The organism is Paenibacillus harenae DSM 16969 (assembly GCF_000422465.1).
GTDB classification, from domain to species: domain Bacteria; phylum Bacillota; class Bacilli; order Paenibacillales; family Paenibacillaceae; genus Pristimantibacillus; species Pristimantibacillus harenae.
Genome location: NZ_AULV01000019.1, coordinates 150,823 through 169,750, shown reverse-complemented (window position 1 = coordinate 169,750; position 18,928 = coordinate 150,823). Strand labels below are relative to the sequence as shown.

The 18,928-nt window shown below is 51.4% G+C and carries 23 protein-coding genes and 1 rRNA gene; 1 reads left to right on the top strand and 23 read right to left on the bottom strand.

Features of this window, described 5'->3' with window-relative positions; translation table 11 throughout:
- Positions 1–186: ribosomal RNA gene (locus tag H581_RS0107435) — 16S ribosomal RNA — on the bottom strand; the annotation flags it as partial.
- Positions 187–621: 435 nt separating this feature from the next.
- Positions 622–1,497: a nucleotidyltransferase-like protein gene (locus H581_RS0107430; RefSeq protein WP_028609462.1), complete on the bottom strand. Its 876-nt coding sequence runs from the start codon at positions 1,495–1,497 to the stop codon at positions 622–624.
- A 153-nt stretch (positions 1,498–1,650) separates the two neighbouring features.
- On the opposite strand from H581_RS0107430, the gene H581_RS0107425 reads away from it, so the two are divergent.
- Positions 1,651–2,010 carry a YgzB family protein gene (locus H581_RS0107425; RefSeq protein WP_028609461.1) on the top strand — a complete coding sequence of 120 codons (360 nt, stop codon included), beginning with the start codon at positions 1,651–1,653 and terminating at the stop codon, positions 2,008–2,010.
- A 62-nt stretch (positions 2,011–2,072) separates the two neighbouring features.
- Here H581_RS0107425 and H581_RS0107420 read toward each other — a convergent pair whose 3' ends face one another.
- The 21 genes from H581_RS0107420 to H581_RS38305 form a co-directional block, all read right to left on the bottom strand.
- Positions 2,073–3,806, bottom strand: coding sequence for a glycosyl hydrolase family 18 protein (locus H581_RS0107420; RefSeq protein WP_028609460.1), 1,734 nt, complete (start codon positions 3,804–3,806; stop codon positions 2,073–2,075).
- An 88-nt stretch (positions 3,807–3,894) separates the two neighbouring features.
- Positions 3,895–4,326, bottom strand: a complete 432-nt coding sequence (gene perR, locus H581_RS0107415; RefSeq protein ID WP_028609459.1) for a peroxide-responsive transcriptional repressor PerR — start codon at positions 4,324–4,326, stop codon at positions 3,895–3,897.
- Between the two features lie 71 nt (positions 4,327–4,397).
- Entirely contained in the window at positions 4,398–6,293 is a 1,896-nt protein-coding gene (locus H581_RS0107410) for a DUF4097 family beta strand repeat-containing protein (protein ID WP_028609458.1), read from the bottom strand.
- On the bottom strand, positions 6,275–6,979 hold the full coding sequence (locus H581_RS0107405; protein ID WP_036718045.1) for an MgtC/SapB family protein: 705 nt from the start codon (positions 6,977–6,979) through the stop codon (positions 6,275–6,277). Before H581_RS0107405 ends, H581_RS0107410 begins: the two co-directional genes overlap by 19 nt.
- A gap of 149 nt (positions 6,980–7,128) precedes the next feature.
- Positions 7,129–8,568, bottom strand: coding sequence for an Asp-tRNA(Asn)/Glu-tRNA(Gln) amidotransferase subunit GatB (gene gatB / locus H581_RS0107400; protein WP_028609456.1), 1,440 nt, complete (start codon positions 8,566–8,568; stop codon positions 7,129–7,131).
- Between the two features lie 34 nt (positions 8,569–8,602).
- Positions 8,603–10,060 (bottom strand): Asp-tRNA(Asn)/Glu-tRNA(Gln) amidotransferase subunit GatA, encoded by a 1,458-nt coding sequence (gene gatA / locus H581_RS0107395; RefSeq protein ID WP_028609455.1) that lies wholly within the window; start codon positions 10,058–10,060, stop codon positions 8,603–8,605.
- Between the two features lie 35 nt (positions 10,061–10,095).
- Positions 10,096–10,383, bottom strand: a complete 288-nt coding sequence (gene gatC, locus H581_RS0107390; RefSeq protein ID WP_028609454.1) for an Asp-tRNA(Asn)/Glu-tRNA(Gln) amidotransferase subunit GatC — start codon at positions 10,381–10,383, stop codon at positions 10,096–10,098.
- Between the two features lie 264 nt (positions 10,384–10,647).
- Positions 10,648–11,028, bottom strand: coding sequence for a hypothetical protein (locus H581_RS0107385; protein WP_028609453.1), 381 nt, complete (start codon positions 11,026–11,028; stop codon positions 10,648–10,650).
- A 105-nt stretch (positions 11,029–11,133) separates the two neighbouring features.
- Positions 11,134–11,931, bottom strand: a complete 798-nt coding sequence (locus H581_RS0107380; protein WP_028609452.1) for an ABC transporter permease — start codon at positions 11,929–11,931, stop codon at positions 11,134–11,136.
- Entirely contained in the window at positions 11,928–12,878 is a 951-nt protein-coding gene (locus tag H581_RS0107375) for an ABC transporter ATP-binding protein (RefSeq protein ID WP_028609451.1), read from the bottom strand. The genes H581_RS0107380 and H581_RS0107375 overlap by 4 nt, the downstream gene beginning before the upstream one ends.
- On the bottom strand, positions 12,875–13,084 hold the full coding sequence (locus tag H581_RS0107370) for a PLD nuclease N-terminal domain-containing protein (protein WP_028609450.1): 210 nt from the start codon (positions 13,082–13,084) through the stop codon (positions 12,875–12,877). The genes H581_RS0107375 and H581_RS0107370 overlap by 4 nt, the downstream gene beginning before the upstream one ends.
- Positions 13,085–13,111: 27 nt before the next feature.
- Entirely contained in the window at positions 13,112–13,357 is a 246-nt protein-coding gene (locus H581_RS33345; RefSeq protein WP_036718041.1) for a hypothetical protein, read from the bottom strand.
- Entirely contained in the window at positions 13,345–13,686 is a 342-nt protein-coding gene (locus tag H581_RS0107360; RefSeq protein ID WP_028609449.1) for a DUF5345 family protein, read from the bottom strand. Before H581_RS0107360 ends, H581_RS33345 begins: the two co-directional genes overlap by 13 nt.
- On the bottom strand, positions 13,664–14,296 hold the full coding sequence (gene sigY / locus H581_RS0107355) for an RNA polymerase sigma factor SigY (RefSeq protein WP_245599955.1): 633 nt from the start codon (positions 14,294–14,296) through the stop codon (positions 13,664–13,666). Before sigY ends, H581_RS0107360 begins: the two co-directional genes overlap by 23 nt.
- A 46-nt stretch (positions 14,297–14,342) precedes the next feature.
- Positions 14,343–15,860 carry a PH domain-containing protein gene (locus H581_RS0107350; RefSeq protein ID WP_028609447.1) on the bottom strand — a complete coding sequence of 506 codons (1,518 nt, stop codon included), beginning with the start codon at positions 15,858–15,860 and terminating at the stop codon, positions 14,343–14,345.
- Positions 15,853–16,332 (bottom strand): PH domain-containing protein, encoded by a 480-nt coding sequence (locus H581_RS0107345; protein WP_028609446.1) that lies wholly within the window; start codon positions 16,330–16,332, stop codon positions 15,853–15,855. Before H581_RS0107345 ends, H581_RS0107350 begins: the two co-directional genes overlap by 8 nt.
- A 20-nt stretch (positions 16,333–16,352) precedes the next feature.
- On the bottom strand, positions 16,353–17,573 hold the full coding sequence (locus tag H581_RS0107340) for a M24 family metallopeptidase (protein ID WP_028609445.1): 1,221 nt from the start codon (positions 17,571–17,573) through the stop codon (positions 16,353–16,355).
- A 64-nt stretch (positions 17,574–17,637) separates the two neighbouring features.
- Positions 17,638–18,123 (bottom strand): hypothetical protein, encoded by a 486-nt coding sequence (locus H581_RS0107335; protein WP_028609444.1) that lies wholly within the window; start codon positions 18,121–18,123, stop codon positions 17,638–17,640.
- Between the two features lie 21 nt (positions 18,124–18,144).
- Complete coding sequence (locus H581_RS0107330; RefSeq protein WP_028609443.1) at positions 18,145–18,570, bottom strand: hypothetical protein; 426 nt, start codon at positions 18,568–18,570, stop codon at positions 18,145–18,147.
- Positions 18,567–18,713 (bottom strand): hypothetical protein, encoded by a 147-nt coding sequence (locus H581_RS37755; protein ID WP_156889522.1) that lies wholly within the window; start codon positions 18,711–18,713, stop codon positions 18,567–18,569. Before H581_RS37755 ends, H581_RS0107330 begins: the two co-directional genes overlap by 4 nt.
- A 42-nt stretch (positions 18,714–18,755) precedes the next feature.
- Complete coding sequence (locus tag H581_RS38305; protein ID WP_169507479.1) at positions 18,756–18,905, bottom strand: hypothetical protein; 150 nt, start codon at positions 18,903–18,905, stop codon at positions 18,756–18,758.
- Positions 18,906–18,928: the final 23 nt, after the last annotated feature.

Sequence of the window (18,928 nt, the reverse complement as noted above, 5' to 3'; positions counted from 1 at the left end):
GACCAGATTGCGTATCCGGTATTAGCATTCGTTTCCGAATGTTATCCCGGTCTTACAGGCAGGTTACCTACGTGTTACTCACCCGTCCGCCGCTAAGTTACTCCCGAAGGAATAACTCCGCTCGACTTGCATGTATTAGGCACGCCGCCAGCGTTCGTCCTGAGCCAGGATCAAACTCTCCAAATTGGTTAGTTGTCCGCGAAACCTCTCTCTAGCCAAAGGTCAGATTGAAGTTTCTCGTTGACTCATTACTTTTTTATCGCTTTTCCATTAATCCGTAAGGATTAACGGGGCAGTTTCACTCGTTGTTCAGTTTTCAAAGAACAATCTTTTCTTTCGTGTCAGCCGTTGTTTGTCAGCGGCGACTTTTATAATATATCACATTCGCCTATCTCAGTGCAAGTACTTTTTTTGATTTTCGACATTTTATTTAAATGCCGTCCACTCGATTATTTCGGCTTGCAGAAGCGGCGAGATATAATGTATCACATGGCGAATAATGAAGTCAAGGCTATAAATCAAGTTTTTGTTGCCAAACAATAAAGCGCCTGTTCGTCGCACAAAGTAACGACAACAGACGCATAAACCCATTCATATTTGTTGTTCATTTATGATTATATATTAGGTAGCGATCATATAGCGCAGCTCCAGCGCACCAGAATCGCCAGGCTCACTCATGACGGCCACTTCGCGGATGTATTCGCGCTGTACCAGCTTTTGCAGGACCAAAGACAGATCGACATGCAATACATTTATAGATGGATGAGCTTGCAGCTCGGCAATGCTCCAAGGCTCCTCCCGGCTCCGCAGTATATTGAATAACAAAGAGCAGCTTGTTTTCATTTTGTTCATCACGGAGAATTCGCAACCCAACATGACTAGCTGCACTCTCTGTTCTAATGTCTCCGGACTTACCGTCAGCTCCTCATAAAGCTTATAAATGCCCGGATGCACGCGCTTCAACTGCTTCCAGACCGTTAACTCGGGATGCCGCCCTTCTTCTACTAGAACAATATGAGCCCAGTGATGAAGAGCTGTAAGCACATGACTATATGCATCCAGCAAATTTCCGTCCAACAGATCCTGTTTCGCTTGAAGATAGGTTCTTAAAAACCCGGCAAACTCCGTAAACCGTTTCTGCTCCCGCATGGAATCCGGAAACTGAAGCAGCCGTTCACGAACACTATTCAAATAGCCGTCGCGATCCAACAAGATCTCCCCCCGAACTAGCCACTCAATAATATTTCGGTTCTCTCCCCCGGATACCCATTCATTCAGGCTGCTTGGATCAATTGTACGAACGAGTATGCGTTCAGCGCCGATTTGTACATGCTCTGTACCATTTAATGCGCTGTCCTTCTGCAAAATGACGAGCACCATTAAATCTAAACCATCAATAAGCGGATTATAGGGATATGGATTCTCAACTACCGCTAATCCGATCAGATCGGCGTCATCGCGATAGCCGTTAACGAAATGTGCTTTTATATGTTCCACTGGTTCCTCCATATAGCTAATCACATTTTAATAAGCTATAATAATAGTCTACAGTTCTATTCTTTTCGACAAGTGAAGTCGCATTCCTGCTTACCGACGTAGAAAAACAGTATCAATTTCATAAGCCATTAGTAATAGGAAGGGTTTGAATGCATGACTAAATTCTTTTTTAAGTCCGCTAAAATCAATGAATTCCGTCTTTGGGGACTCGTTTTCACCCTGGTAGGCATGGGCGTTATGATACTTGGAACCGCCGGCATTGTATTCTGGGGACAAGCAGGCAAGATTATCGCCGCAATCTTTATGGTCATCGGCATGATCTCCTTGCTAATCAGCGTTGCCGTCTATTTCTGGGCCGGCATGATGTCCACGAGCGCAACTATGCTGCAATGTCCCGAATGCGGGCGTCAGACTAAGATGTTAGGCAAAACCGACCGCTGCATGTATTGCAGAACTATGCTTACGCTGGATCCCGCACAAGCAACGCACGGATCACAGGAACAACAAGTGTAAAACAAAAGCAGCGTCCTCCGCATTTCACGGATGGACGCTGCTTTTTTCATAAAGTTAAAGGATTATGGCCGTATATTAATGGCGTCGTCAATCGTTTTCCAAATCGACGAGGTTTGAAATGCGCGCTGCCAGGTTGCCACGCCTGCCAAATCATACTTTCGAACCAGTGCGACACGCGACTTCATGGACATATCATCCTCGATCCAAATCCGGTTTAATGCTCCGTTCTCCGTAAATTCAACGTAATTTTGCCCCGCTGCCTGGTCTAGGACAGGCTTAAGTTTCTTCTCTGCTATGATTTCCTTAACCCGGTCCATTCCGACCGCTTTGGAGGAAACCTCCACACCGCCGTTTCCAGCTTTTTTCTCCGTCCATATTCGTGTATAGAGGGGCATACTGAGTATAAGCTTACTAGCCGGAACGCCGTCCTCTTCCAATATACGGGTGACCGACGCCTCCGTCCATGGCAGAGACGCAACCGAGCCCGATTTCGGACTGGATGCCCAGTGCTCATCGTAAGCCATCACCATCATATAATCGACGATTTTGCCAAGCGCTGCCCGGTCCAAAAATAAGGACCACATCTCGCTGGTTGATTTCGGTGTTACATCAATGGATACGACGAGCCCCTGCTCATGCAGCAGCGGCGTTAATTCTCGAACAAATTGCACCAGATTTTCCTTGTCGGAGGTGTGGACATTTTCAAAGTCAATATTGATCCCTTGCAAACCATACATTTTGGCGAAGCCGAGCAGCTGCTGGATCATGGAGAACCGCGTCTCTGCGGAAGCAAGCGCCTTTGTTGTTCTTTCAGGTTCGAAATCATTGCTAAAGAGCGCCCAGATCTGCATACCCTGCCCATGCGCCCATTTCACATAGGAGGGATCCGCTTTTCCCTTAATCGTCCCTTGGCCGTCGGCTAATTCAAACCAGGTTGGACTAACGACATTAACCCCTTGCATGGGTCCGATTTTGGTTGTATCGATTTTCCGCTCGTAGACGGCTTCCCAGGTTAAATTGATCTTTTTGCCAAGCACCTTCCATGCAATAAAAGGAGGCTCTTGCTCCTGATCGGGCACCTGTTCAATCGTCGTCAGCTTAACATCTCTTTTATTCACAAAGCCGGTATGTCCGCTGGCGCTTTGGACAAGCAGCCATCCGTCCCGCTCCTCCCAGATCCTTGCGGTTTGGGCCAGAGCCATATTTTCCAGGTAGGGGGCGCGGATCGTCGCTTCCGTCCGCATCGCCGCCCCTTTCTTAGATGTAACCTCGGCCATCTGTATGGTTTCCCCTGCCGTAAGCAGAGTTACGATTCCCGATTCACTCATGAATTCGGTTTGTAAGCCGTATAGTTCCTTTAATGGATCAGCCGGAATATATACGGTATCATTTGAGGTTTCCGCCGTGATCGTCAGATCGTATGGCTTCTGATTAATTGTGGCGGTTAAGGAGTCCGTCTTTAACCGAAGCACCTTATTCGCTGTGGTGAATATGATTGAGCCCGAATCCGGCTCATAGCGGATAGGCTTGTCCTCTCCCAGTACCTGCTGAACGACCTTAAGCGGCAGTTTTACTTCATTATTTTCAATGATAGCCCCAGGCCCCGCTTCCTTCCCTTGGACCATAATCGGAAACTCTGATTGGTAACTGGGAACCGCAAGATCTCCGTTAGGAATGAATCGCATATATCCATACCAAGCAAATACGGCTAAAAATGCAAGGATAAACAGAAATAACAACCCTCGCACACCTCTTCCGCCTCTTCGGCGCGGCGTGCGGCTATATATCGTTTCCAAATCATCACTCTCCTGTTGGAATAAAAAACGTGCTGTTTAGCGTATGACCGCTTCCCGGCACGTTCTTGCGGGCTTATGATCAAGCCCATTATTTCGCTGATGTATTGCAGGTCGAGCAAATGCCGTATATCTCCATACGGTGTCCTTCGACGACAAATCCCGTCACCCGGGATGCTGCCCGTTCCACCTCGAGCAAAGGCGGGTAATCAAAGTCGACGATTGAACCGCAATTCTTGCAAATGGCATGGTAATGGTCGGATAAATCCGAATCGAAACGGCTTGAATCATCCCCGTACGTTAATTCGCGCACTAATCCGGCTTCAACGAATAATCGCAGATTGTTATATATAGTAGCAACGCTCATGCTCGGATATGCCGGAGAGAGCGCTTTATGAATTTCGTCTGCAGTCGGATGCGACATGGATTCCATCAAATAGCTTAATATGGCGTGACGCTGCGGGGTCATTCGGACGCCATTCATCTTCAGTTGTTCCAGTGCTAAATTAACGCTGGCTCCCATTCCCCTCACGCCTTTCGTAGTAGTTACGACTATTGTACGTTCTAATTTAAGAATTTGTCAATGAAAGCGCCTCAACTACCGGGCCCAAAACGGTTGATCGCGATGCTGTTCGTCGCATTAATTTGGACGCGGTAGGTGCCTTCGCCTATTGTGCCTCTTACCGTTTTCTTGCTGGCGTCCAGAGGCAGCTCAGTTGTAATATTGCCGAAAGTTACCGATCCGTATACCGTAAAATGTCCGTCCTCCGGCATGGATAATTTAATCTCCCCGACCGAGCTGTCAAGATCCCAATTGCCGCCAACCGTAGCGCTGCTCAGCTCGATGCTGCCGTTGAGCGTATCTGCTTTTACCGATGCTCCCGCTCCGACAATTTTTATTTTGCCGTTTTTGGTCTCCGCTTCGATATCATCCTGTATCCGCGCCATTTCCAGGCTTCCGTTAAGCGTATTCGCATAAAGCTTCCCTTGGATATCCGCTGCGTGAATGGTGCCGTTCTTCATGTCGATGGTACTGTCTCCCGTAATGTCCTTCGCATGAACCTCCCCGCTGTTCCCTTTGACGGATAAGGAACCGATTATATGGCCGACCGTTACGAGGCCGCTGTTGCTTTTGATCTCCAGCCCGCCAGGGAGCTTGAGGCCATTTATTTCAACCGATCCGTTGTTGGCCTCTATCGTCATCTTAACTGCCGGTTTTTCTGCTTCCTCTTCAGGTTCACCGTTCAACGGTTCTTCAGGATCGGCAGTATGCTCGATATCCGCCGGCGGCGCCAGGATGTCCTCAGGAGCTTGCATATCATGCGATGATTCAACCTCGAGCTCCTCATTCGATTCGACCGGAGTCTCTTCGGGCTGGAACTGGTCCGACATTGACATCGGCAGAGTGACCGTTACATTCATGCGCGGCTTTCTGCTGCCGTTCGCTCCATAGTCCTTCCCTTTGACATCAAGCGATACTTCTGTTCCGGGGCTCACCTTGACGGTAGACTGTTCTGCCACCGCGTCGGCTTCGGCCTTGTCGGGCAAATCGACCCATACCGTCGTCAGCACCTCGATTTCCTGTACGTCGCCGGAGCGGACCGTCACGAGGCCGTTCGGATTCGTGATTCCAATAAGGGACAATTCTTCTTCAAGCGGAAACTTAATAATAGGTTTGTCATAACGAAAGCCCTTCTCCTCGCCATAATCTGCCGTCCTGTTCAAATCCACGTTAAATTGATCCAGCCAGCGAAAAGGGATATCCGCGTATTGCGTCACGACATAAGCGGTCATTGTAATAATAAGCGCGATCATGCCTCCGGCAACGTCAAGCCTCAGCTTTTTGGCAGCCCCTTTAAATCTTATGCTGAACACAATAACCTCAAAGCCAAGAACGATAAAAATAATCGGCCACCATTGACTAAGCAGAGAAATATCGTTTCGCCCCTGAATCTGATCCCATAACAGCAGAGCTCCCACCGTCAGAACAAGCGCCGCTGCTGTAAACCTACCTAGCTTAAACATAGACACCGATCCTTTCCGAGCGTTAAGCATCAGCGAAATTGCAGCAATGATGACAATCGGTCCGACGCTTAACTCCGCAAGCTCATTCATCCACGGCAGCAGCGCCTCCGGCGGCTTTACTAAAACCAGCATGGTTATCCCTGCCGCTAGCAGCAGAATGCCATGCATGAGACGGAATGCAACCGGTTCTTCCGATTCCGCCTCCATGCCTTGCAGCGAATCGAACACGCTGATGAAATAAAAAACCGGAAGCATGATTCCTAAATAGACGATGAGCAGCAGGTGCCGGCCGCCGTCTGAATCCGCGAGCCTGACAATCGCCGTTAAATCAAGCATAAAGGAAACGATCAGCATCATGCCTCTCGGATGCTGACCCGCATACACATGTCCCGCTCCTGGCAGCAAAAACGCCAATAATACGGCCAACAGCCTGCTTTTGCGCCGCTTTATTCCGAGCTTACCCAACGTACGCCCTCCAAATGCTTTATTTGATCAAGCAATGTAAGCAGCGCTTCCGATTTCGGCAGCGTAACATAAACCTGCAGCATGATCTGCCCGTCGTCCCCATCTCTCTCGGACTCCTCGAGCAGTACCTTTTGAAGAACAATCTTTTTCTCGGCAAACAAGGCGTTCAAGCTTCGCATGGTGCATGATACGTCGCCTGCCTTTACTTTGAGCAAATATTCTTTCTTGGCGCTAATGTAGCGTTTCTCCAGCTTATTGAATGCCCATAGCGTGATTAGCACCATTATCGTTGCAACCGCAGAAGCGAAATAGAAGCCTGCTCCGACTGCCAACCCGATAGCGGATACGACCCACAGGGAGGCTGCCGTCGTAAGCCCCGTTATGGATTTGCCAGTAAATAATATCGTTCCCGCACCAAGAAAACCGATGCCGGTAATCACTGCTGCCGCAAGCCGGGCGGGGTCGACCCGAACATTCGGCTCATCGACGAAGGCGGCAAAACCGTACATGGAAAGAAGCATGAGCAAGCATGAACCTAAACATACGAGTATATTAGTCCGCAATCCCGCTGCATGGTTGGACTGCTCCCTTTCGAAGCCTACGAGTCCGCCTAACAATACAGCCAGGAGCAGCCGAATCAGAATATGCAGTTCACTAATGTACCAAGGATTCTCAAGAGAGTTCATCAGTATGCAATCTCCTTTCTCTACATTTCATTGTACCATAACTACATGCGCCAATCCGAGTGCGCAGGCCATGCCTCGGTTCATGCAAAAGACAAAGACGCGGCTCATCATGGCGATGAACCGCGTCTTTGAGTCATTTCGGTTAAATCTTATTTAAGACGCTCAAGCAGCAGCTTATTCACGAGCGCCGGATTCGCTTTCCCTTTGGTTTCTTTCATAATTTGACCTACCAGGAAGCCGATTGCTTTCTCCTTGCCCGCCCGGTAATCCTCGACGGATTGCGGATTCGCTTCGACGATCTGACTTACGATCGCAGCGATGGCGCCTTCATCGCTAATTTGGACAAGCCCTTGCTCCTCAACGATCTGCTGTGGAAGCTTGCCGGTTTCGAGCATGGCTTTAAATACGGTTTTGGCAATTTTCCCGCTTATCGTCCCTTTCTCAAGCAAGCCGATCATTTCGCCTAGTCCTTGACCGGTCATTTGCACATCGGACAGCTCCAGGCCGTTCGAATTCAAATATCCGAGAAGATCCCCCATGATCCAGTTCGAAACCGCCTTGGCATCTTTCGCGAAAGCCAAGCTTTCCTCGAAGAAATCGGCCAGCTTCTTGGACGAGGTGATCACTTCGGCATCATATGGCGGAAGGCTGTAATCAGCCGTATATCGCGCTTTGCGGGCATCCGGCAGCTCCGGGATCGTCGCGCGGACGCTTGCCTTCCAATCCTCGCTGATATGGAGCCGGACAAGGTCCGGATCCGGGAAGTAACGGTAATCATGCGCTTCTTCCTTCCCGCGCATCGAGAACGACTTGCCTGCCGCGTCATCGTAACGGCGAGTTTCCTGTACGACCTCGCCGCCGCTGTCCAATATTTCGGCTTGACGGAATTGCTCGTACTCCAGCCCGCGCTGAACGCCGCGGAAGGAGTTCATGTTCTTGAGCTCGGCCCGGGTTCCGAATTCCTTCTGCCCATATGGCCGTAGACTGATATTTGCGTCGCAGCGTAAGCTTCCCTCTTCCATCTTCACGTCGGAAACGTCGCAGTACTGCATAATCGCCTTCAGCTTTTCGAGATAAGCCTTCGCTTCTTCAGGCGTGCGAATATCCGGCTCGGATACGATCTCGATAAGCGGCGTGCCCACGCGGTTGAAGTCGACAAGCGATGCGTATCCGCCGTCTACATGCGTCAGCTTCCCCGCATCCTCCTCAAGGTGAAGACGGGTAATGCCGATTCGTTTCGTCTCCCCGTTCACCTCGATGTCGATCCAGCCGTGCTCTCCTATCGGCTGATCGTATTGCGAGATCTGATAAGCCTTCGGCGAATCCGGATAAAAATAGTTCTTGCGGTCGAATTTGCTTATATCCGCAATTTGACAGTTGAGCGCCATCGCCGCTTTCATCGCATATTCAACCGCCTGGCGGTTCAGTACCGGCAGAACGCCGGGATGTCCAAGACATACTGGACAAGTATGGGTATTCGGCGGCGCGCCGAAAGCCGTAGAGCAGCCGCAGAAGATTTTGCTGTTCGTATGGAGCTCTACGTGGACCTCCAGCCCGACGACCGTCTCGTATTTGTTCGGTTCAGACATTCGTATCGATCCTTTCGTAAACGTATATAACCGCTTAAAGCTGCGGACGCAGCATATGGTGCTCCGTATGCTGTTCGAACGCATGGGCGGCGCGCAGCACCGTCGATTCGTCGAACGCTTTGCCGATAATTTGCAGTCCGATCGGAAGACCGTCAGCGACGCCGCAAGGAACGCTGATTGCAGGGACGCCTGCCAGGCTGACCGGTATCGTGCAAATATCGTTCAAATACATGGTCAGCGGATCGCCGACCTGTTCGCCGATCCGGAAAGCCGGCGTCGGCGCCGTCGGTCCGATAATCAGATCATACCGGCTGAATACTTGGTCAAAATCCTGTTTAATTAGTGTCCTTACCTTCTGCGCCTTCAAATAATAGGCATCGTAGTAACCGGAGCTTAACGCATAGGTTCCGAGCATAATGCGCCGTTTCACCTCGGGACCAAAGCCTTGGCTGCGCGACTTGCGGTACAGATCGATCAGATTGGACGGATTATCCGCCCGAACGCCGTAACGAACGCCGTCAAAACGGGCCAGATTCGAGGAAGCTTCCGAAGAGGCCAGCAAATAGTAGGTTGCAATCGCGTACTCGGTATGCGGCAGCGATACTTCTTCCCAGGTCGCGCCAAGCGATTCGTAAACGGATAGCGCCTTGAGCACCGCTTCCTTCACGCGAGGATCGATGCCTTCACCCAAATATTCCTTCGGAACGCCGATACGAAGGCCTCTGACATCGCCGGTCAACGCGGAAGTATAGTCCGGGATGTCAACGTTCGCAGAGGTTGAATCTCGCTCGTCATAGCCGGCGATGGCCTGCAGGACGTAAGCGGAATCCTCTACGTTTTTAGTTAAAGGGCCGATTTGGTCGAGCGACGATGCAAAGGCGACCAGGCCGAAGCGCGACACCAGGCCGTACGTCGGCTTAAGTCCGACGATGCCGCAGTATGCGGCAGGCTGGCGGATCGAGCCGCCGGTATCGGAGCCTAATGCAAAGTATACCTGACCTGCCGCGACGGAAGCCGCAGAGCCCCCGCTTGAACCGCCAGGCACGTATTCCGGATTCCACGGGTTACGAGTAGGATAGTAGCTTGAATTCTCGTTCGAGCCGCCCATCGCGAACTCGTCCATGTTCAGCTTGCCGATCGTCACCGACTGCGCCGCCTTTAATTTGCGGACCGCGGTTGCGTCATAGATCGGATTGTAGTTGCTCAGGAACTGGCTCGCGCAGGTCGTCAGCAGCCCTTCGGTTACGATATTGTCTTTGATTCCCGCAGGCAAGCCGAACAGCAGCCCGCGTTCGCCGCCCTCTTGCAATTGCTTGTCCAGCTCGGAAGCCTGCTGACGGGCGTTCTCTTCATTCAACGTAATGAAAGCCTTTATCGCAGGCTCGGTCTCCGCTATTCTCGCATACGACGCGCCAACCAGCTCAGCAACGGACAGCTCCTTGCTGTTAAGCTTGTTATGTACATCATGCAGGCGCAAATCATTCAGTGCCAACAGTAGTTCCTCCCTTCATAATCAACCCGTTCTTATTATTCAAGCACCGCAGGTACTTTAAATTGACCTTCTTCGTCATCAGGCGCGTTCAGCAGCACCTTCCCGATCGGCAGCGACGGACGTTCCTCATCCGCACGCATCACATTCGTGATCGGCAGCACGTGGCTGGTCGGCTCGACGCCTTCTGTATCCAATCCGTTTAATTTCTCCGCATATTTCAAAATGGCGTTAAGCTGCCCGGTAAATTGCTCCTTCTCCGAATCTGACAGCTCTAACCGCGCCAAATTGGCGACATGTTCAACATCCTTGGTCGTAATGCTCATCGATGTCCCTTCCTCTCCAATCGTAAACGGCTTCCGCTTCGCACGAACCTTTTGCCGCGTTTTGGCGCAGCCCGTAATGTGCAATCCCAGTTGAAAGGCCGTTTCGCAATGAAATATTAGTCATTCTTCCTATTATATCTTACATGCGGGACGAACATCAATGTATAAGGGTTACGACATCCTGATATGAGAGAAGACCGCTCCGCTGTCATTTGATATGACATGCGGTACGGTCCCCGGTTGGCTTTCCCGAAGGCTAAGATCTTAAATCCATGCTTTAAGATTAACCTGGCGTATAAAATCGGCCGGACTTTGCGGTTCCTTACCCGCTAGATCCTGCTCCTGCTCCGGTTCATCACCGTTCATAATGCGCTTGAAGAGTTCCTCGTTATGGGTTGCGAGCGCAAAGTCAATCAGCGCCTCCCGCTCGATCCGGTCGATCTCTTCTTGGATAAGCACCTCTTCGAGCTCGACATCCTCATCCGGGATAAGAAAGTTACGATTGGCCGAAGGCACCCGGAGCACATAATCAAATACGTTATCCGCGTTACGGTCGTAAGCAATTATATAACCATACTCCCCGACAGGGAGATTTTGTTCAAATTGGTCAGCCACTATGACGACCTTTGTACCCAACTGCAGCATCGTCCTCAACTCCTGTTTCTTCGCCGCTGATTCTATCACTATTATCCTACTAAAAAATGATAGCGGTGTCCAATCAGAATGCAGGCTAAAAAACATAATTTTTCGTTATTCGGCTGCCGGGCTTCTGCGAAGCAGCGCTGCGGACGCCGTTAGAGCGAGTATTATAAGGAACAAGCCGGAAATGGCGGCTAACCAAAATCTGCCGCTTGCGAAACTCTCTCCCACGACAAATTGATAGGCATAACCGCTTAACGCTCCCGGACTCCAACCCATCTGCTTAGGGAATATGCCGGAAATTAACGAAAGCGTCACGGACGCGCCGAGTACGGAGAAGGCTGCAGCGGCCGGACTTTTAAGCAATGTGCTGAACAAGAGCGTCATCGTCAAAACAAAAGATAGCCAAAGCCCGTAGATGAGCAGGCTGCCGATAACTTGTTTTGCCGGAACCTCGCCTATCAGCAGCTCAGTATAATACCATGCCGCTAAATATCCGGCGCTAAGCGCGCCCCATGCCAGCAGCAGCATCGACGTCCATTTGGAACCAATATAGGCGAAAGGCGATACCGGCTTCACTAATATTAACGAAGCGGCGCCGCTGTTTCTCTCTCCCGAGACCGTGCTCATCGCCGTCAGCACCAGAACAAGAATACCAAGCGTTCCGAATTGCTGCAGCGTCTGAGCAAGCACCTCTGTTCCCGTAGGCAGCGGAATATCGATTACGGAACCTTCCGGCATATTTCCGGCTTTCTCCAATAATAAGGGCATATAGAACATGGTTACCGGCTGCATAACGCCCAGCAGCACGAATACGAGCGGAACCCATAGCAGCTTGAAGCTGCGGACGAGCTCCAGCAGCTCCTTCTGCACCATCACGGAATAACGTATTAGGCTTGAGGTGCTCATTGCGCCACCACCTTCATAAATAAATCCTCCAGCGAGGAATAGCCTGCTTCCAATTTTCTCACCTTAACCCGTGCCTGCGCGAGCTCCTCAAGGAGCAGCTGTCTCGCTTCGTCCACTTCCTTTACGGTAAAACGGGCATGGCCGTCCCCCAGTTGAATTTCATGGATCAAGCCCGCTTCGGACGAATGGGACAACGAGCAGCGAATGCGTTCCGCATAACCCGCCAGCCACTTCTCCGAACGGTCATCCCGTTCAAGCTGGAGCTCGATGATCGGCCTGCGATGATCGCTGCGAATCGATGAAATCGCTCCTTGAAGCGCGATTTGCCCGTTTCGGATAATGATCACATCATCGCAAAGGTCTTCGGCATCGTGCAGCACATGCGTGGAGAACAAAACCGTCGTCTCCCGCTTCAGCTCGCGCAGCAGCTCAAGCACCTCCCGTCTTCCGACCGGATCGAGCGCAGACACCGGCTCGTCCATGACCAGCAGCTTCGGCTGATGCACGAGCGCCTGGGCAAGTCCAAGACGCTGCTTCATGCCTCCCGAATAGGTTCCGATGCGCCGCTTTGCGGCACCGGTCAAGCCGACCCGCTCCAGCAGCTCCATCGCCCGATTTCCGGCCATTTGAGAAGTTAACCCGCATAGCCTACCTGCGTAAACGACATACTCCAAGCCCGTCATCCAATTATAAAAAGCCGGCGATTGCGGCAAATAACCGATAATCGCACGTTCGTCGCCGATATTGGCGGCAGCATGAAATCTCATTTGCCCTGCTGTTGGTTTGAGCAAACCGGTGATCATTCGGATCGTAGTCGTCTTCCCCGCGCCGTTAGGCCCAAGCAGAGCGACGCAATGCCCCTCTTCAATGGCGAAATCAAGTCCGTTCACCGCCTTTACAGAGTTAAATGCTTTCGTAAGTCCCTTTACCTGCAGAAGTGCTGTCACCCGTCATTCCTCCTTCCCATAATAAAGAAGGCAATAGGACCGATGATATTAGCGAATAAAATAATTAAAACCCACATCCACTTCGGTCCTCTCGTTTGCTCCGCTTTAGCGCAGAGCACCAGCGCGATAATGACCAGAATCAACTGGATGACCAGAACCGGCGCAATAATAGCCAATAGCTGTGAAGTATCAAACTGATCGTTCATCTTCAAATCCCCTTTTTGCGGTTAATTTTACTCGATCCGCTTATTCTTCCGATTTCTCCCCGCTCTGCCCTTTCCTCTGCTGAACCACCCGCTGCGGACAAAAATGAAGTAACAAACAATGGGCATCGGCACCTGAATCAATCCCCATATCCCCCAAAACCAAGGCATGCTGTCTCGTTTCCTCGCATCAATGAATAACCAGGTCGACTGCGTGACCAGTACGGCGATAAGTAAGGCCCATTGCCATAAGGGCAAAGCATCTAGCTCTTCCATTTGATCCCCGTCCTATTCCCGAACTTCATCAAAGCAATGATGATTCCACCCGCAGCGATAACGGCTTGCATAACCGGAAACCCAACCCAGTTCTGCTCCAAAACCCACATCATAGAGCCGAAAATAAAGCATGAAGTCAGCCAGAACAACAAAAGTTCCTTCCACAGCTTTTTCTTAAGCCCCTGCTTATGCGCTAGCACAAGCTGCTCGAATGCCTGCAGTTCCGCAGTCTCCGGCAAATGGTTTTCATCAAAACGGCGAATCGCGTCCCCCAGTCGCTCGTCGAACCACTGCTGATCATCGGGACTATTCGATGGTTTCTTCTTCATTGATCGTTAGCTCCTTCCGCAGTTGCTTTAAGCCGTTATGCAGTCTTGATTTTACCGTGCCGGCGGGAATGTCCAGCATCTTCGCGATTTCCTCTTGCGCATAGCCGTAATAATATTTGAGCAGAACAGGTATTCGAAGCTCGCTGTTCAATTCACCGAGCGCCTGAAGCGCCTCCGGCCAATCGTTCATCCGGCGAAACGATTCATAGCGGATGCCGTGGAGCGACTTTTCCTCCTGCAGCCACTGCTTCTCCCGCTCCATTTGTCTGATCCGGTCGACGTAAAGTCTGGATGCGATCGTAATCAGCCATGTCGAAAATTTCGCTTTTCCTTGGAAGGACGCAATTTTCTCTATCGCTTTCAGCATCGTTTCCTGCGTAATATCCTCCGCGCGGTTTTTGTTCATGGTGATCTTAAGCGTATATTGATACAAAAAAGCATAGTGCTGCCGAAGCAGCTCGGAGAGCGCCAGCGAATCGCCGCGAACCGCTTTCTTAATGAGTCTTGTCTCGTCATACACGCGCGTGTATGCCCCCTTTTCCTTGATGCGGTTATAGCTATGACGCTCAAGCTTGCCGTTTCGTTCATTGCTGACCGTTTTTTTTTGCAAAAAAAACCGCAGAAGATGATTTCTCCTGCGGTTGTAGGCAGAGAACCTACTGATTTCTATGGCTGCGGCTGTACCAGTGCCATACCGGCTCTACGTCGGTACGGTCCAGACAGGCAACCCGATAGTCGAACGGGCTCCCCATCGCATGCACCGATAGCGTGAGCAGCCTCCGGCGCTGCTGCCGGGCCGAGCGGTTCACCCGCATCGTAACGATCTGCGGGCGTCGAATTAAATAAGTTGACCGGGACAGGTACCTGTTGCGCAAGGTTAATTGGCCCTCCTTAAGCGCTACGCCTGCCGCGCGATGGCAGCTCATTCTCCAAGCGAAAACGAGGGGAACAAGTAGGAGCGACCATAAGCCTGCAGACTTCAGCCATAGGATTAAAGCCGCGCATAATGCCAAGGTGACAAGCAACTCGATCCGGACGTAATAGAGCAGCGCCCGCTTCGGCGCTCCCGCCAAATCGGTATTCGCGGGCAGTTTCAGCTGCGGGACGAACGCGGCAAGCACAGCGGACACATCGGCCCGCTTCAGGAAAGGATGCAGTATAAGCTGCTCCTTCTTATCGGACGATATGATCTGCAGCTGGATTTCCGCATATCCGATCGCTTGGCGGAGCATGCCTTCTTTTACGATGACGGCCTGCACTTTTTTGGGATCGAAGACAAACGATTTTTTCTCCAGAAGTCCGTAGGATACCGTTAATTGCTTGCCGTGCCGTTTGACCGAGAAGCCGCTATACTTCAATATATACAGCGCAATGGACAGCAGCCACGCGAAAGCGATACCGATCAGAGCGATTACTGCAATAATGATATAACCCGGCATCATGCTCACCGAATCCTCCATCACATTCTCAAAAAATCGATCCGGAAGCAGCGCGTCAATAAAATCATCGGCAAACGAATATAAACCTGCGATAAAAGCGGCCACGAGCCCAAAATTCATTGAAGTCGCTGCGGCTTGGAACAGCTGAGCAGGACTCAGTTGGAAAGACGGCCCCGCGGGTTCCGGCGTCGCTGCGGTTGATGCCTTTACAGCCTCCACCTGCTTATTCATCACGTCAGACGCTTCTCTTGCTTGTTCCGAAACCGGCTCCGGCGGTTGTCCGCCCTGAGCATTGGCATGCCCTCTAAGCACAAGCTGAATGTTGCCGGCTTCCGTCATCGAGAGGGCGGGCAGAATGCCGTCCGCCTTCTTGCTGCCTCCGGGCGTCTCGATTTTTACCTGGGCGACACCGAGCAGCCGCTGAATGAGCGGCTGCTCCACGTTGACCGAATGAATGCGGCTGTAGTAAATCGTCTTCTCGTCCCGAAACAAGAAGCCCCTTCGAATAATAATCCGGTCCGCCTCGAGCCAAAAGCCAAAGTTCCTCCACTCCAGAACGCTGAACAACAAAATAACAACGGCCAGCGCACCTGCGCCGGCGTACCAGTACCAACGCAGCTCCCCCCATTCCGTCCCTTTGATTAAGGCAATCAATAGAAAAGGAATGAACCCCCGGATCGTGTTCAACAAGCCGAATAAAATGTAAATGGGATGAAGCGTGCGGCGCTCATTCATCCTGGTCATCCACCTTAGCCAATAGACCGATTCTCCGCTTCAGCTGCTGCGCTTCGGTAAGCTTCAAGCCGCTGATCTTGTGCGTAGTCGCAGCAGTTACGATCGAGACGCCCGCCAAATCATACTTTCGCATGAGCGGGCCGCTCTCCAGCTCAACGTGCTGAACACGAACCATCGGAACAAGCACATTGCTCAGGAAGATAAGTCCCTTCTGTATTTCCAGCTCGTCTTCAAACAGCTCATATTGGAAACGGTTATAGATCATTTGCGGAATGATCCATGTAAATAAAATGAAAGTGATGATGAATAGGGTCAGGGCAATCCAACCCGGCCATAACGTCCATTCCCACATCAGTGAAAATACAAAGTACAACGCAATGATTACAAAAAATATTCCGTGCGTAATAAGCCAGCTAATCCGATATACCGTAATATAATCGCGATGCAGCCGTTGCGTTAGTTCACGATCCATTTGGAAATCCTCCCTAATCGTTATGGCAGCACGATAAGCCCCGTTTTAGAACGAGTCAGAGCCTGCGGTCCTTGATTTGTAATGAAATAGCTGTTCTCGATGCCTACCACACCTTGACCCGGAAACGTAAACTTTGGCTCTACCGCGATAACCATACCCGCCTGAAGGGGGATGTCGAATCCTTTGGCCAGCACGGGCCATTCATCAATCTCCAGTCCGATCCCATGCCCCAGAAACTTAGCCTGATCCGCGCCGAAGCCCATAAAATGGGCGGAAAGCCCTTCTGCAGCGCAGGTTGCCAGCGCATCCTCATACAGCTTGGAGCATAGGGTGCCCGGCAGCATCTCTTTCTCCGCTGCCTGGATCAATGCCTCCGAAACCTCATAGGCCCTCATCAAATTTTCCGGAAGGGCTCCAATGACAGCGGTGCGCGTCTGATCAATGACATAGCCGTCAATGCAGCAGCCGATATCGATTAATATCGGTTCATTCCTTTGGATGAGCGACCGGCTGACGCTCTGCGGCGACGCCGCGCCCAGGCCAAGCCCTCCGGCTGGCCCGTCAAAATAAGTCGGAACGGCTGCCGCAGCTCCCGATATGACCATGCCTGTCGTAATTTCCTGATTATACCCGCGCATTCGCATCATGCCGATATGTCCCCGGATCCGCAGCTCATATTCGACGCGCGCCATCCAGGCCAGCTCGCTTATTCCTTCGCGAAGCTCCGGAAGCGATGCCTCCAGTGCTTCGGCAACGGCCCGGGCAGCCGATTCGATTCGGCTAATCTCCCATGCCGATTTAATCATCCGCTGCCTGCGGATATGGGCTGAACCGTCTACAAGCGCGCTTTGACCGTCTAGACTGAGAACCTCCGTAAGCTTCACATAGGATTGCGCAGGAAGCACATCCAGATCAGCCGCTATGCGCAGCGCGGCATCTAGCCGAAATAACGCGCCATAATCCTGCCGGAGCGTCTGCCCGAAACGGCGAAAAGCACCTAGTTCGGCTACCCGTACCGCCGTTTCCAGCTTTGCGCGCTGAACGCTGCGCCTTACGTAGAAGGTTGCCTCGCCGATGCTCGGAATAAACATATAGCCATTTTGCATGGAGCCGCTGTAATAATAAAGATCAACATTCTGCGTGATAAGAAAAGCGTCAAGCTGTTCGTGCCGCATCACGGCCTGCAAATCCTCGATTCGCTGCCGTACCAGTCCGGCGGGAATATCCGCTCCAATGTTCATATCCTCAAAGATCAACTCCTAAATGAAATCCCTCCCCCTATTACACCAATTTTCCATTTTAACGTCAACCTGCCGTTAGCTCAGCCGCCCCCTTAATATTCCATTCAATGGGTTCAAGTACACGAAAAGCCCGCGGATATACGACATGAACGATCATAACAATTCCCGGCTGCTCTAACGTAACTTCATATTGGTATACATCGTTTCGATACGTATATGGAAAAGTCCGTTCAGCATTGATCACCTCAAAGACAAGAACCTCCAGCGGGTGCCTTAGAAAGGATTCCGGCAGCGGGGCTCCCGACGAATCGATCAGTAAATTCCCCCGTAAAAACCGGACTGCCGCCTCTTCCGCCAAGCCGGGGGCAATTCGCAGCACCCCTTCGCCAAGCGCCTCCGGATCGAGCTGCTGCGCCGCGGCATGTGCCGCCCGGTTAACCGCATGCTTGCCCAGAAATAAGGTCTGCATCGCCATCTCCTCCTCAACCTGCAGAAGATGAACCGAGCCCCACGCCGACATCATCATAACGATCAATACCAGCTTATACATCGGTTCAACCTCCTTCCCCGTCTAAGGCACATACTCGCTCATCTTCATTCCGAACGCTTTCATTCTCTCCCCGGGCAGCGGCGGCGCCAGGCCGATTAAACGATCAATATCGAACAAATTCTCGTACGGGTAGCTCATGGTTAAGGAAATGCCTTCTCCGCGAAGCACAGGCGCATATGGATTCGAAGCGTCGACGCCGCTTGTCGCCGACAGCTCGAAGACGACGTCGGCAGGCTGCATGCCGAAGCGCCCCAGCCTGTCTCTTGAATCCTCCATCATCGCCGGGCTTATATAGCCGTAGCTTCCGCTCGCGCCGACTTCAAGCAAATAATCAACCTCCTGCTGCAGCACCGCCTGCCTGACAATGAGCACATGCTTATAAATCGGCGAGAACATCAGCCAGCACAACATGGCAGCAAACAATATAAAAATGAGCAGCTGCTTCATGGACTCATGCTCCTGATATGGTCGCTAACCGCCCTGCCGGCTTCGTTTACTTGCCGATTCATCCCCGTATCTCCCTCTGCTATCTCCAGGTAAAGGAGAATAACGGTTACAAGCAGCAGCAGCGTGATAAGTATGCTTCTCATTAGCGGTACCTCCGTCTTCTTTTGCTCACGCGTCATTTTACATTATGGGAGCAGCTGGCTAATTTTTGTGTTGGCCGCAGTCCCTTGCGATTCGATCTGGCTCCTCGTTCCCGTTGTATCTTTGGCGATGATCGTATTGAACAGGACGATAACGACGACCAGCATCATGACGGTCATTAATATATTACGCATGCAGACACCTCCCTTCGTATTCG

Bases quoted from the DNA above. Each gene is read 5' to 3' on its own strand.
- H581_RS0107425 (WP_028609461.1), top strand. From the start codon at position 1,651: ATGACTAAATTCTTTTTTAAGTCCGCTAAAATCAATGAATTCCGTCTT.
- perR (WP_028609459.1), bottom strand. From the start codon at position 4,326: ATGGGAGCCAGCGTTAATTTAGCACTGGAACAACTGAAGATGAATGGC.
- H581_RS0107405 (WP_036718045.1), bottom strand. From the start codon at position 6,979: ATGAACTCTCTTGAGAATCCTTGGTACATTAGTGAACTGCATATTCTG.
- gatB (WP_028609456.1), bottom strand. From the start codon at position 8,568: ATGTCTGAACCGAACAAATACGAGACGGTCGTCGGGCTGGAGGTCCAC.
- gatC (WP_028609454.1), bottom strand. From the start codon at position 10,383: ATGAGCATTACGACCAAGGATGTTGAACATGTCGCCAATTTGGCGCGG.
- H581_RS0107385 (WP_028609453.1), bottom strand. From the start codon at position 11,028: ATGCTGCAGTTGGGTACAAAGGTCGTCATAGTGGCTGACCAATTTGAA.
- H581_RS0107380 (WP_028609452.1), bottom strand. From the start codon at position 11,931: ATGAGCACCTCAAGCCTAATACGTTATTCCGTGATGGTGCAGAAGGAG.
- H581_RS0107370 (WP_028609450.1), bottom strand. From the start codon at position 13,084: ATGAACGATCAGTTTGATACTTCACAGCTATTGGCTATTATTGCGCCG.
- H581_RS33345 (WP_036718041.1), bottom strand. From the start codon at position 13,357: ATGGAAGAGCTAGATGCTTTGCCCTTATGGCAATGGGCCTTACTTATC.
- H581_RS0107360 (WP_028609449.1), bottom strand. From the start codon at position 13,686: ATGAAGAAGAAACCATCGAATAGTCCCGATGATCAGCAGTGGTTCGAC.
- H581_RS0107350 (WP_028609447.1), bottom strand. From the start codon at position 15,860: ATGAATGAGCGCCGCACGCTTCATCCCATTTACATTTTATTCGGCTTG.
- H581_RS0107345 (WP_028609446.1), bottom strand. From the start codon at position 16,332: ATGGATCGTGAACTAACGCAACGGCTGCATCGCGATTATATTACGGTA.
- H581_RS0107340 (WP_028609445.1), bottom strand. From the start codon at position 17,573: ATGAACATTGGAGCGGATATTCCCGCCGGACTGGTACGGCAGCGAATC.
- H581_RS0107335 (WP_028609444.1), bottom strand. From the start codon at position 18,123: ATGTATAAGCTGGTATTGATCGTTATGATGATGTCGGCGTGGGGCTCG.
- H581_RS0107330 (WP_028609443.1), bottom strand. From the start codon at position 18,570: ATGAAGCAGCTGCTCATTTTTATATTGTTTGCTGCCATGTTGTGCTGG.
- H581_RS37755 (WP_156889522.1), bottom strand. From the start codon at position 18,713: ATGAGAAGCATACTTATCACGCTGCTGCTGCTTGTAACCGTTATTCTC.
- H581_RS38305 (WP_169507479.1), bottom strand. From the start codon at position 18,905: ATGCGTAATATATTAATGACCGTCATGATGCTGGTCGTCGTTATCGTC.